This window comes from Staphylococcus sp. HMSC056G08 (genome assembly GCF_001812305.1).
GTDB lineage: Bacteria > Bacillota > Bacilli > Staphylococcales > Staphylococcaceae > Staphylococcus > Staphylococcus simulans.
On record NZ_KV808499.1, the window covers coordinates 4573 to 16945 of the forward strand.

The 12373-nt window shown below is 35.5% G+C and carries 14 protein-coding genes and 1 riboswitch; of the genes, 2 read left to right on the plus strand and 12 right to left on the minus strand.

Annotated elements, in window-relative coordinates; genetic code table 11:
• The first annotated feature begins 52 nt into the window (after positions 1 to 52).
• Complete coding sequence (locus HMPREF2846_RS08855) at positions 53 to 1102, plus strand: site-specific integrase (protein ID WP_070626475.1); 1050 nt, start codon at positions 53 to 55, stop codon at positions 1100 to 1102.
• 67 nt (positions 1103 to 1169) lie between these two features.
• Here HMPREF2846_RS08855 and sufB read toward each other — a convergent pair whose 3' ends face one another.
• The 12 genes from sufB to HMPREF2846_RS08915 form a co-directional block, all read right to left on the minus strand.
• Positions 1170 to 2567: a Fe-S cluster assembly protein SufB gene (gene sufB / locus HMPREF2846_RS08860; protein ID WP_002481616.1), complete on the minus strand. Its 1398-nt coding sequence runs from the start codon at positions 2565 to 2567 to the stop codon at positions 1170 to 1172.
• A 198-nt stretch (positions 2568 to 2765) separates the two neighbouring features.
• Entirely contained in the window at positions 2766 to 3236 is a 471-nt protein-coding gene (gene sufU / locus HMPREF2846_RS08865) for a Fe-S cluster assembly sulfur transfer protein SufU (protein WP_023015332.1), read from the minus strand.
• Entirely contained in the window at positions 3226 to 4476 is a 1251-nt protein-coding gene (locus tag HMPREF2846_RS08870) for a cysteine desulfurase (protein ID WP_176745483.1), read from the minus strand. Before HMPREF2846_RS08870 ends, sufU begins: the two co-directional genes overlap by 11 nt.
• Positions 4477 to 4665: 189 nt before the next feature.
• Positions 4666 to 5973, minus strand: a complete 1308-nt coding sequence (sufD, locus tag HMPREF2846_RS08875; RefSeq protein WP_057510817.1) for a Fe-S cluster assembly protein SufD — start codon at positions 5971 to 5973, stop codon at positions 4666 to 4668.
• Positions 5974 to 6038: 65 nt separating this feature from the next.
• Positions 6039 to 6797, minus strand: a complete 759-nt coding sequence (sufC, locus tag HMPREF2846_RS08880; RefSeq protein WP_070626476.1) for a Fe-S cluster assembly ATPase SufC — start codon at positions 6795 to 6797, stop codon at positions 6039 to 6041.
• A 359-nt stretch (positions 6798 to 7156) separates the two neighbouring features.
• Positions 7157 to 7984: a MetQ/NlpA family ABC transporter substrate-binding protein gene (locus HMPREF2846_RS08885; RefSeq protein ID WP_002481595.1), complete on the minus strand. Its 828-nt coding sequence runs from the start codon at positions 7982 to 7984 to the stop codon at positions 7157 to 7159.
• A gap of 24 nt (positions 7985 to 8008) precedes the next feature.
• Complete coding sequence (locus HMPREF2846_RS08890; RefSeq protein ID WP_002481594.1) at positions 8009 to 8704, minus strand: methionine ABC transporter permease; 696 nt, start codon at positions 8702 to 8704, stop codon at positions 8009 to 8011.
• Positions 8697 to 9722 carry a methionine ABC transporter ATP-binding protein gene (locus HMPREF2846_RS08895; protein ID WP_070626477.1) on the minus strand — a complete coding sequence of 342 codons (1026 nt, stop codon included), beginning with the start codon at positions 9720 to 9722 and terminating at the stop codon, positions 8697 to 8699. The genes HMPREF2846_RS08890 and HMPREF2846_RS08895 overlap by 8 nt, the downstream gene beginning before the upstream one ends.
• 100 nt (positions 9723 to 9822) lie before the next feature.
• Positions 9823 to 9931, minus strand: a riboswitch (SAM riboswitch).
• A 53-nt stretch (positions 9932 to 9984) separates the two neighbouring features.
• The gene (locus tag HMPREF2846_RS08900) at positions 9985 to 10281 is read right to left on the minus strand and encodes a thioredoxin family protein (protein ID WP_002481592.1); all 297 of its coding nucleotides are present in this window, start codon (positions 10279 to 10281) and stop codon (positions 9985 to 9987) included.
• Positions 10278 to 10640, minus strand: a complete 363-nt coding sequence (locus tag HMPREF2846_RS08905; protein WP_002481591.1) for a toprim domain-containing protein — start codon at positions 10638 to 10640, stop codon at positions 10278 to 10280. Before HMPREF2846_RS08905 ends, HMPREF2846_RS08900 begins: the two co-directional genes overlap by 4 nt.
• Before the next feature lie 291 nt (positions 10641 to 10931).
• Positions 10932 to 11312 carry a glycine cleavage system protein GcvH gene (gene gcvH / locus HMPREF2846_RS08910; RefSeq protein WP_002481590.1) on the minus strand — a complete coding sequence of 127 codons (381 nt, stop codon included), beginning with the start codon at positions 11310 to 11312 and terminating at the stop codon, positions 10932 to 10934.
• Between the two features lie 154 nt (positions 11313 to 11466).
• On the minus strand, positions 11467 to 11823 hold the full coding sequence (locus tag HMPREF2846_RS08915; protein WP_002481589.1) for an arsenate reductase family protein: 357 nt from the start codon (positions 11821 to 11823) through the stop codon (positions 11467 to 11469).
• A gap of 142 nt (positions 11824 to 11965) precedes the next feature.
• On the opposite strand from HMPREF2846_RS08915, the gene HMPREF2846_RS08920 reads away from it, so the two are divergent.
• Positions 11966 to 12286, plus strand: coding sequence for a thioredoxin family protein (locus HMPREF2846_RS08920; RefSeq protein ID WP_002481588.1), 321 nt, complete (start codon positions 11966 to 11968; stop codon positions 12284 to 12286).
• Positions 12287 to 12373 lie beyond the last annotated feature (87 nt).

Genomic DNA, 12373 nt, shown 5'->3' on the forward strand with positions numbered 1-12373 from the left:
ACCACCGTACCCTTATTATTTTTTTACCTTTTTTGAGGAGGAATGAGTAAAAATGCCAGTATATAAAGACGATAGTACAAACAAATGGTATTTTTCTATCAGATATAAAGATGTTTACGGTAATAACAAGCGTAAAATGAAACGAGGTTACAGTACTAAAAGAGAAGCTAAATATGCAGAAGCTGCGTTTTTAAATGATATTAATGAGGGTTATAGCGATTCGAATACCTTCGACTATGTGTTCAAGCATTATTTAGAGCATAGCGACCTAAGACCTAAAACTAAAAAGCGTAAAATCAATGAATACAATAGACACTTTAAAGATAAATTCGGACATATTAATATAAACAAGATTACGCAGAACCAGTGTCAAGAGTTCCGAAAGTATCTAATGGATAACATCCCTTCCACTAACACTGCACGCACAATATGGTCTGGCTTCAAAGTAGTTATCAACTACGCTAAAAAATATTTCGGTTTGCGTATAGATCCTACTATCTCAATTAAACCGATTCCACGTGTTAAACCTAAACCAAAGTATATGTTAAGAGAAGAATTTGATGAGCGTGTAAAAGAAGTAGAGGAACAAGACTATCAAGAATTATTTAAGTTGATGTTTTATACCGGTTTGCGAATTGGAGAAGCAATGGCGTTAGTATGGACAGACTTTAATAAATATAAAAAAGAGATATCCATAGACAAAACTATGGACATCTCTAATCGGACTATATACCCCAGAGCTAAAACTGAAAGCTCTGAAGATATTGTCCCCTTACCTAAATTTATTAACCAAATGTTAGCTGATCGCTTCCAACGTGAAAAAGCAGCTAACAAATATTTTGATGAACGTAGTTATTTTATTTTCGGTGGAATTGCACCTAAACATTATAGTCATGTTCATAAAAAATTTCAAAAGGCTTTCCCACATTATAACATACACACGCTGAGACATTCTTATGCATCATACCTTGCGAATAATGGTGTAGATATTTTCGTTTTACAGTCACTCATGAGACACGCTCAAATCACTGAAACGATGGGCACTTACAGCCATTTATACACCCAGAAAAAGCATGATGCGATAGCCATTTTTGATGAGTAAATGGTATCAAAATGGTATCAATATCCATCTTCCGACTATAAGAATCGCACAACCACGCGGTTTATAGCTATCCAATACTACCTTCCATTTCGAATTTGATTAGACGGTTCATTTCAACGGCATATTCCATTGGTAGTTCTTTTGTGAATGGTTCGATGAAGCCCATTACGATCATTTCAGTTGCTTCTTCTTCTGAAATACCACGGCTCATCAAGTAGAAGAGTTGCTCTTCTGATACTTTAGATACTTTCGCTTCGTGTTCTAATGAAATGTCATCGTTCATAATTTCATTATAAGGAATCGTATCTGAAGTTGATTTGTTATCTAAGATTAAAGTATCGCATTCGATGTTTGAACGTGCACGTTTAGCTTTACGTCCAAATTTAACGATACCACGGTAAACAACTTTACCGCCATCTTTTGAGATAGATTTTGAGACGATAGTTGAAGATGTGTTTGGTGCTAAGTGAATCATTTTCGCACCCGCATCTTGAACTTGTCCTTTACCAGCTAATGCGATTGAAAGTGTACTTCCTTTCGCACCTTCACCAGCTAATACACAGTTAGGGTATTTCATAGTCAACTTAGAACCTAAGTTACCGTCAACCCATTCCATGTTACCATTCTCATGAACTAAAGTACGTTTTGTAACTAAGTTATAAACGTTGTTAGCCCAGTTTTGAATTGTAGTATAACGAACGTGTGCATCTTTGTGTACAATGATTTCAACTACAGCTGAGTGTAGTGAGTTTGTAGTGTACACAGGTGCTGTACAACCTTCAACGTAGTGCACTGAAGCACCTTCATCAGCGATGATTAAAGTACGTTCGAATTGACCCATGTTTTCTGAGTTAATACGGAAGTATGCTTGTAGTGGTGTATCTAATTTAATATTCTTAGGAATATAAATGAATGAACCACCTGACCATACTGCTGAGTTCAATGCTGCGAATTTGTTATCTGCAGCTGGAACTACTGAAGCGAAGTATTCTTTGAATAATTCTTCGTTTTCACGTAATGCAGAGTCAGTGTCTTTGAAGACAACACCTTTCTCTTCTAATTCAGCTTCCATGTTTTGGTAAACAACTTCTGATTCATATTGTGCAGAAACCCCAGCAAGATATTTTTGCTCTGCTTCAGGAATACCTAAACGGTCGAAAGTACGTTTGATTTCTTCAGGTACTTCGTCCCATGAACGTTCTGCTTGTTCAGAAGGTTTTACATAGTAAGTGATATCGTCAAAGTTTAACTCTGACAAGTCGCCGCCCCATTGTGGCATTGGCATTTTATAGAATAACTCTAAAGATTTTAGACGGAAGTCTAACATCCATTGAGGTTCTTCTTTCATTTTTGAAATCTCAGTTACGATATTTTCTGTTAATCCGCGTTCTGATCTGAAAATGGACACATCATCGTCGTGGAAACCATATTTGTAATCCCCAACATCAGGTGCTTTTTTAGCCATTTCAATCACTCCTTTTATATAATCAACACGATACATAGACACGTGGCAATATTTCAATCAATTGATAGAACTTCATGATGATTTATAGCTTTCACAATATTCTATTGAATATTGCTACTTGTATAAACCAGTCTATCATGGAACTGACAAGTTAGAAACCACCTTGCCAGTTACTTATTCTTTACCCGTTATGGGTGCTTATTTTGCATTTTCTTCAGAATCAGTATCTGCTTGACCTTCACGTTCCACAGTACCTTTTTCTAAAGCTTTCCAAGCAAGTGTTGCACATTTAATACGTGCAGGGAATTGAGAAACACCTTGTAATGCTTCAATATCTCCCATATCTTCAGTTAATTCATAATCTTCGCCAAGCATCATTTTAGAAAATTCTTGACTCATTTCTAATGCTTCTTTTAACGAATGACCTTTAACTGCTTCAGTCATCATAGATGCACTAGACATTGAAATTGAACAACCTTCACCATCAAATTTAGCATCCTCAATAATGCCATCAACAATATCGAAAGTAAGGTGAATTCGGTCTCCGCATGTTGGGTTATTCATATCAACAGTTAAAGAGCCATTATCTAATTTACCTTTGTTTCTCGGATTTTTATAATGGTCCATAATTACAGATCTATATAGTTGATCTAAATTATTAAAATTCATATGAGAAAAACTCCTTCGTTTGGTTTAAAGCGTAAATTAATTGATCAATGTCTTCTTTTGTATTATAGATATAGAAACTTGCTCTTGCTGTTGAAGATTGATTCAACCATTTCATTAATGGTTGTGCACAGTGATGTCCTGCACGTACAGCAACACCTTCTGTGTCTAATGCCGTCGCAACGTCATGTGGATGAATGTCTTTCAAGTTGAAAGTAATCACACCAGCACGTCTGTCTTTTGGCGGACCATAGATTTCTAAGTCTTCAATCGCATCCATTTGTTCGTATGCATATTCAGTCAACTCTTTTTCATGTTGATGAATCGCATCAAAACCAATGTTTTCAAGGTATTTAATTGCTTCAGCTAAGCCAATAGCTTGTGCAATTAAAGGTGTACCTGCTTCGAATTTTGTTGGCAAGTCTGTCCAAGTTGCTTCATATTTACCTACGAAGTCAATCATGTCACCGCCGTATTCGATAGGTTCCATATCTTTAAGCAGACTGCGTTTACCATATAAGACACCAATACCTGTAGGACCAAGCATTTTGTGTCCGCTGAAACTGTAAAAGTCTACATCTAAATCTTGCACATCAATTTTCATGTGTGGTGCTGCTTGTGCACCGTCCACACTGATAATTGCACCATGTTCATGCGCAACTTTCGCAATTTCTTTCACATCGTTGATTGTACCTAAAACGTTAGATACATGTGCAATCGCTACAATTTTAGTGTTGTCATTAATTGTGGCTTTCACATCTTCGATGTTTAATTCACCTGTTTCTGTCATCGGGATGAATTTTAAAGTTGCACCTTTACGGCGTGCTAATTCTTGCCAAGGTACGATGTTAGCATGATGTTCCATTTCAGTTACGACAATTTCATCGCCTTCTGAAACATTCGCATCACCATAACTACGTGCGACTAAGTTAATAGAAGCTGTTGTACCTCTTGTGAAAATAATTTCTTCAAAGTAACGTGCATTAATGAAACGTCTTACTGTTTCGCGTGCACCTTCATAACCATCTGTTGCTAATGAGCCGAGTGTGTGTACACCACGATGCACATTAGAATTGTAACGTTTATAATAATCGTCAATCGCTTCGATTACTTGAAGTGGTGTTTGACTTGTCGCTGTTGTATCTAAATAAGCTAAGCGTTTGCCATTGACTTGTTGTTTCAAGATTGGAAAATCTTCAATAACTTCATTAACATTTAGTGTTGTTTCGGCCACTATATCCACAGACCTTTCTTCATTAATAATCACTTGTCGTACAAAATAACTTACAAGCTGACAGGATTTAATGAATAATAATTGACTGCGAACAGGTTATTCAAAAGCGTAAAGAGAAGGAGGAATACGACGCAGTGATGCACATATCATCAGCTGACTTCCTCCTGTTTTTAATCTCTCCTGCCTAGCTTATACTTTTTATTTTGATACTCGTAATTCAATAACGTCACGTAATTGACGTTTTACATCTTCTATTGGCAGTTCTCTTACTACTGGATCTAAGAAACCATGAATAATTAAACGTTCAGCTTCTTGTTGAGAAATACCACGACTCATTAAATAGTAAAGTTGTTCGTCATCAACACGACCAACTGAAGCTGCGTGACCTGCTTCTACGTCATCTTCATCGATTAATAGAATTGGGTTCGCATCTCCGCGTGCTTTTTCAGAAAGCATTAACACACGTGATTCTTGGTTCGCAACTGATTTTGAACCACCGTGTTTGATATAACCGATACCATTAAAGATAATAGTCGCTGCTTCTTCAACTACACCGTGTTTAAGAATGTAACCATCTGTTTCTTTACCGTATTGAACGATTTTAGATGTTACATTTGATTTTTGATCTCCAGTACCTACTGCTACTGATTTTAATACACTTGTAGAACGGTCCCCAATTAAATTAGTTGTGTTATCAATAATTTGGTTACCTTTGTTCATTAATCCAAGTGCCCAGTTAATTGATGCATCCGCTTCAGTAATACCACGACGAATAATATGGCTAGTGAAACCTTTATCTAAATAGTCTACTGCACCATAAGTGATTTTAGAGTTCGCACCAGCAATCACTTCAGAAACAATGTTCACTTGATTGCCTTCGCCACTTGCATCTGACAAGTAGTTTTCAACATAAGTCACTTCTGCACTTTGTTCAGTCACAATAATAACGTGATTGAAGAAGCTTGCATTTTCATCATCATGTAAAACTACATATTGAATTGGATGTTCAACGACTACATTTTTCGGTACATATACGAATAAGCCGCCATTGATTAATGCAGTATGCAACGCTGTTAAACGGTGTTCATCTACGTTAACCGCATCTTTCATCAAATATTTTTGAACTAAATCTCCATGATTCACTAAAGCATCTGCTAAGCCTTCAATAATTACACCGTCTTTTTTCGCTTCTTCTGAAACGCGTGTATAAGCAAGTGTATTATTGTGTTGAATCACTAAGTTTTCAGTTTTTTCAACATCAATGATTTTTTCAATTGAATCTGGAATTTCACTGATATCTTGATAAGTTTCAGCTTTTGTTTCGAATTGTTTAAATGAGTCGAAATCCCATTTTGTGATTTTAGTTTTATCTGGTTTTGGCATTTCTAAAGTTTCAGTTAGTTTCAACGCTTCTTTACGTAATTCTGTCATCCAAGAAGGTTCATTTTGGGCTTGTGAATACTCAACAAGTTCTGCTTCAGAAATGTTCAAAGTTTCAGTCGTCATAACTTAATATCCTCCTAACGATACTTATAACATTTAATCGGTTGTTTCTTCTTTACGTAAATGATTTACGCTTCGCTGAATTCTTCTTTAACCCATTCATAACCTTCATTTTCTAAACGATGTGCTAATTCTGGACCACCAGTTTTAACGATTTTACCGTTGTACATAACGTGTACGAAATCAGGTGTAATGTAGTTTAATAAACGTTGATAGTGCGTAATGATTAATGAACCGAAATCATCTCCACGCATTTCGTTGATACCTTTAGACACAACTTTTAACGCATCGATATCTAAACCTGAGTCAATTTCGTCTAGGATAGCGAATTTAGGTTGTAACATTATTAATTGTAAAATTTCGTTACGTTTTTTCTCGCCGCCTGAGAAACCTTCGTTAAGGTAACGTTGCGCCATGTCTGGATCCATATCTAGGAATTCCATTTCTTTATCTAATTTCTTAATGAATTGCATTAAGTTGATTTCTTTACCTTCTTCACGTTTCGCATTAATTGCTGAACGCATGAAGTCTGCGTTTGTAACACCAGTAATTTCTGATGGATATTGCATAGCTAGGAATAAACCTGCTTTTGCACGTTCGTCAACGTCTAATTCTAAAACGTTAACACCGTCAAGTAATACTTCACCTTTAGTTACTGTGAAAGCTGGGTGACCCATGATTGCTGCTGATAAAGTAGATTTACCAGTACCGTTAGGTCCCATAACTGCATGAATTTCTCCCGTGTTAATTGTTAAGTTAACACCTTTTAAAATTTCTTTATCCTCAATAGACACGTGTAAGTCTTTAATCTCCAATGTTGATGGCATTAAAAGTCCCTCCGTAAACATAAATAGTATTTCAATTACTAGTTTATAATAATTTTAATCTGTAGTCAAAACTGCACTACATTGGTACATTTATAAATTATAACGCAATTAAACCCCAGAATAAACCTTTTAAGTACCTAAATAAAAAGAATTCTTAAATTGTAATGAGTTTCGTTAAAGCGTTTCAATGTGAAATGTTGCACGAATTTCAAAGCTACTGATTCTCATTTTCTGTCCTTCTATTATCATTACCCATATCTTTGTCACATATTATGATAGGGTATCCTTGCATCCTATACTATTAATAGACGCAAAAAATCACTCCCAAGCATCTATACTTGAGAGTGACTAATAATTTCTTATTCAGCTGGGATCACAGCACCATCATATTTTTTATTGATGTAATCTTTAATATCTTGAGATTGTAATGCTTTGATTAAAGCTTTGATTTTTTTATCTTTTTCGTGACCTTCTTTAACCGCTACTAAGTTTGCGTATGGGTTATTTTCAGGTTTTTCAAGAGCGATTGAGTCTTTTTTAGGGCTTAATTTTTGTTCAATAGCGAAGTTAGAGTTGATAATTGCTGCATCAACATCTTCGTTTTGATAGATTTTTGGTAAATATTCAGCTGATTGTTTGTTGTTGAATTTGATATCTTTTTTGTTTTCTACGATATCACTGAAGTGTGCATCTTGGATTTTAACGCCTTTTTTCAATTTGATTAAACCTTCGTCAACGAAGAATTTCAAGAAACGTCCTTCTTCAGCTGGGTTGTTAGAAACATAAACTGTTGCACCTTTTGGCAATTCTTTTAAGCTTTTATATTTTTTAGAGTATACAGCCATTGGTTCTAAGTGAACGTTACCAACAGATACTAATTTGTACCCTTTATCTTTTTTCTCAGTGTTTAAATAAGGTGTGTGTTGGAAGAAGTTCGCATCCAATTCACCGCTGTTTACTAATTTGTTAGGTGTTGTATAGTCGTTGATTGTTTTGATTTTCAAGTCATAACCTTCTTTTTTCAAAATAGGTTTAGCTTGTTCTAAAAGTTCAGCGTGAGGCGCTGGTGAAGCACCAACTGTGATTGTTTTAGAATCTTCGCCTCCTGCTGATTTATCCTTACTGCCACATGCTGCTAAAACTACAGTTAATACTAAAACCGCTAAAATACTAATAATTTTTTTCATTGGATTGATCCTTTCAAAATAGAATTAACGTTTATCAATTTTATTTGTAGCCCAGTCACCCACAAATTGAATGATGAACACAAACACTAAAATAAAGATTGTTGAAACTAAAATGACATCATTTTGGTTTCGAGTAAAACCAGTTAAATATGCTAAGTTACCTAAACCGCCTGCACCGATAACACCGGCAACTGCAGTAGAACCGACTAATGCGATTGCAGTAACTGTAATACCTGAAATCAAGGCAGGACGTGATTCTGGAATTAACACTTTGCGAATAATCGTCCATGTGTTTGCTCCCATAGAACGCGCTGCTTCAATAACGCCTTTATCAATTTCTTTAAATGCGATTTCCACTAAACGTGCATAGAATGGAGCCGCACCAATAACTAATGCTGGAAGTGCTCCTGTCGGACCACTGATTGTGCCAAGTAATAAACTTGTGAACGGAATCAACAGCAAGATTAAAATGATGAATGGAATTGCTCTGAATAAGTTCACAATAAATGACACGATTTGATAAAACACTTTTGCTGTCGGTGATTTACTCTTAGCTGTTAGGAATAATAGTACGCCTAGAATTAAACCGATCACGAACGCAAAAATTGTAGAAATGGCTGTCATATAGAGTGTTTCGTATGTAGCCAGCCAAACTTGGTCCCATTGAACATTCGGCATTGTGACCATTTCACGTAATATATCACTGAACGATTTATCCATTACGAACCACCTCCACACCTACATTACGATTCTCTAATTCGTTTTTAAAATCATCAAAAAATTCAGTTTTCAAGTCTGCAATATGTACAATTAGAAAACCGATTGGTCCGCTTTTCGAATGGCGGATATTCGCTTCTAGTATGTTCACATTCAGATTATATTTTTGAGTGATATATGACACAATCGGTTCTGTCGTCTCTTCACCTACGAAGTTCAAACGTACAATATAACCGTTTGTCGACTCTGGAATCAGTTCCTGAATTGATTCATCAAATTGGTCATTCAAGCCTTCTTTAACGAAACGTTTCGTCACTTGATGTTTAGGGTTTTCAAACACTTCTTTAACTTCACCGCGTTCGATGACCTTACCATTTTCCATTACTGCAACTTCGTCGCAGATTTGGCGAATCACATTCATTTCATGTGTGATAATCACGATTGTTAAATCTTCTTCTTTTCTGATTTTTAATAAGAGTTCTAAAATTTCATCTGTTGTTTGAGGATCTAAAGCACTTGTAGCTTCATCACAAAGTAATACTTTTGGATCGTTGGCTAAGGCACGTGCGATACCAACCCTTTGTTTTTGACCACCAGATAACTCTGACGGATATGCTTTTTCTCGTCCTTTGAGTCCTACAAGCTCAACTAATTCTTTCGCTCTTTTTTCAGCTGCCGCTTTATCCACGCCAGCAATTTCCAACGGAAACTTAATATTATCTAACACTGTTCTAGACCATAATAAGTTGAAGTGTTGGAATATCATACTTACCTTTTGACGCTTTTTCCTTAGTTGCGCTTTGCTGAGTTGTCCTAATTCATCTCCATCTATTATGACTTGACCTGATGTTGGTTCTTCTAAATAATTTAAAATTCTGACAAGTGTACTTTTACCGGCACCTGAAAAACCGATGACACCGTAAATGGTACCTTCCGACACATCTAAATCGACATGATCAACTGCCAGTACTTCTTGGTGTTTCGTCTTATATCTTTTGACGATTTGCTTCAGTTGAATCACTACATTCTCCCCTTTCCTTGCAATACCTACCTACAAATTAAAAAAGCTTTCCCTTATCGCTGCTATGAGCATTAAAGAGAAAGCAATTTGAAATTTCTTTCTCTCATCTTCAAAAGCAGTTCAACTTTTTGTGAATTGGCACCATTTCTTATAAATAAGACGGTTGCCGGGTTTCGTCGGGCACATCCCTCCACCTCTCTTGATAAGAGATAACTATTTAATTGATATTTATCCTACCACTTCACTCAGAAGTAGTCAACAACTATTTTAAATTTTCTAATAAATAAGGAACAGACTGAAATGCGTAAATACGGTCTATCTCCTTATCTTTCGACATCACTAACAAAACAGGAACAGATTGAATTTGATAAGCTTCACTGAAATCAGGATGGAAATTCAAATCTGCTTTGACCAACGGAAGCTGTAAAATTTCATTAGCTATATCTAACATTCTCTCTGAAACTTTACATGTTCCACACATCGGTGTGTAACCGAAAATCAAGTGCTTGTCTTGATCAAAATTTTGTTTGATATCTGTAATTTCTTGCTTAACGTTCATTTATAAACTAATCCTTTCACGGGTGCTTCACCTTTTACCATAAAGCCATGGTTTCTAAGCACTTTGGCAAGATAAGGGCGCGGACAACGTGCGACTTCAGAATAAGTTCTATCGACAAAGATATGTTCACTTTCTGATAGATAATGTTTGAACCATTGACGGATGCGACGGCCTTCTTTATCTGCATCCACTAATATATAGACAGGACGTTCATATAAGTGTTCTATCATATCGTCAAGTTTATCAATGCCCATTGTGCCGTGCGTACAAATAATTTGTACAGGCTCATCAATCACTTCTTGTACACGCTTTTTATCTGTTTTACCTTCAACAACGATTACTTTTTCTAACAATGCCATATTCACTACACTCCAATACTCTCGTGATATCATTGCTTCATTACTCGCAAACGTAAATGCTTAGGTTCTGCCAACTTATATAAAATTGTTGCGTAAGTTGATACTTTCATTGTAACGCAGGTGTTGTTTTAAAGACACGCAACTTGTTTAACAACTAAATAAACACGATAAATTATGTATTATTCAGCTGTAAAGGTTCAGCACTTTAGCGCTCTAGTTTGTTATAGCCTATTTCAAATAAAAAATAACCCCAAAATACAAAGTATCTTGGAGTTTGATTTTTAAAGCCGATTATTCACCGATCATTTCTTTGTATTGATCAGCTGATAATAAATCATCTAATTGGCTTGTGTCATTTAATTTTACTTTAACCATCCATGCTTTTTCGTATGGTGATTCATTTACGAATTCTGGACTGTCTTCTAATTCTTCGTTGACTTCAACTACAGTTCCTGAAACTGGTGCGTATAATTCAGAAACAGTTTTAACTGATTCTACACTTCCGAAAGATTCGCCCTCTTCGATATCATCGTCAGTTTCTGGTAATTCAACGAATACGATGTCACCAAGTTCTCCTTGTGCGTATTCAGTGATACCGATAGTTACTGTATCGTCCTCAACTTTAACCCATTCATGTTCTTTTGAATATTTTAATTCCTCTGGCACTGCCACACGAATCCCCTCCTAATTAATAAATGAATACTCTTTTATGATGCCATATGAAACCTTTTCATTCAACTATTTATAGACATCTTGTAGTTTTTTAATTTTTTGTGTAAATAAAGCGCATATCAATAAGATATTTACTACCTATAATGACTATAAATTAGTTTACCCAAGTATCTTTGTACTCTTTTTCGTTGAAACCAAGTGTGATTTTATTGCCTGAAACCGCAAGTGGTCTTTTAACAAGCATTCCGTCAGAAGCCAATAAATCTAGTTTTTCATCATCAGACAAACTGTCAAGTCTATCTTTCAGACCTAGTTCACGATACTTACCTCCGCGTTTATTGAATAGCTTATCAATTTCAACGCCGGTTTTATCAATAATATCTTGTAGTTCTCTTTTATTAGGGTTTAGTTCTACGATGTCGATAGGTTCATAACTTACACCATATTCATCTAAAAATTTTGCTGCTTTCTTGCATGTCGTACAGTTTTGGTACTGATAAAATCTAATCATCTTTTGACCTCCTTTAACTATTATGTCTAATATACCAAATTTCTAAAAATAACGCTTTAAATTGTCGGTTTAATATTTTTAAATTTACGTTCAAATTCGCTATAATATATATAATAGGATTAGAAAAAGGAGCGAAATGAAAATGGAAGCAATTAAAACACGTGAAGATTTCGATAAAATTATCGAAAGTAACGAACCTGTGATTATTAAATTCGAAGCAGGATGGTGCCCTGATTGTCGCGCAATGGATATGTGGATTGATCCAATTGTTGAAAAATACAACGACTATAAATGGTACAACGTAAATCGTGACGAATTAGAAGATGTTGCTCAAGATTACGAAGTAATGGGTATTCCAAGTTTACTTGTTTTCAAAAACGGTGAAAAAACAGCACACTTGCACTCAGCAAATGCTAAATCACCAGAGCAAGTTGAAGACTTCTTAAGTGAAACATTTAAATAAGTCATTTAAATAACGTAATATAGACTAAATAAAGCCAAGCTGATTTCAGCTTGGCTCAGACCGTAGACAAACTACCGTTATAACTTG

Excerpts from the sequence above, each read along its gene's own strand:
- sufD (WP_057510817.1), bottom strand. The coding sequence starts at position 5,973 with ATGACGACTGAAACTTTGAACATTTCTGAAGCAGAACTTGTTGAGTAT.
- HMPREF2846_RS08885 (WP_002481595.1), bottom strand. The coding sequence starts at position 7,984 with ATGAAAAAAATTATTAGTATTTTAGCGGTTTTAGTATTAACTGTAGTT.
- HMPREF2846_RS08900 (WP_002481592.1), bottom strand. The coding sequence starts at position 10,281 with ATGAACGTTAAGCAAGAAATTACAGATATCAAACAAAATTTTGATCAA.
- sufB (WP_002481616.1), bottom strand. The coding sequence starts at position 2,567 with ATGGCTAAAAAAGCACCTGATGTTGGGGATTACAAATATGGTTTCCAC.
- HMPREF2846_RS08855 (WP_070626475.1), top strand. The coding sequence starts at position 53 with ATGCCAGTATATAAAGACGATAGTACAAACAAATGGTATTTTTCTATC.
- HMPREF2846_RS08915 (WP_002481589.1), bottom strand. The coding sequence starts at position 11,823 with ATGATTAGATTTTATCAGTACCAAAACTGTACGACATGCAAGAAAGCA.
- HMPREF2846_RS08905 (WP_002481591.1), bottom strand. The coding sequence starts at position 10,640 with ATGGCATTGTTAGAAAAAGTAATCGTTGTTGAAGGTAAAACAGATAAA.
- sufU (WP_023015332.1), bottom strand. The coding sequence starts at position 3,236 with ATGAATTTTAATAATTTAGATCAACTATATAGATCTGTAATTATGGAC.
- HMPREF2846_RS08920 (WP_002481588.1), top strand. The coding sequence starts at position 11,966 with ATGGAAGCAATTAAAACACGTGAAGATTTCGATAAAATTATCGAAAGT.
- HMPREF2846_RS08890 (WP_002481594.1), bottom strand. The coding sequence starts at position 8,704 with ATGGATAAATCGTTCAGTGATATATTACGTGAAATGGTCACAATGCCG.
- sufC (WP_070626476.1), bottom strand. The coding sequence starts at position 6,797 with ATGCCATCAACATTGGAGATTAAAGACTTACACGTGTCTATTGAGGAT.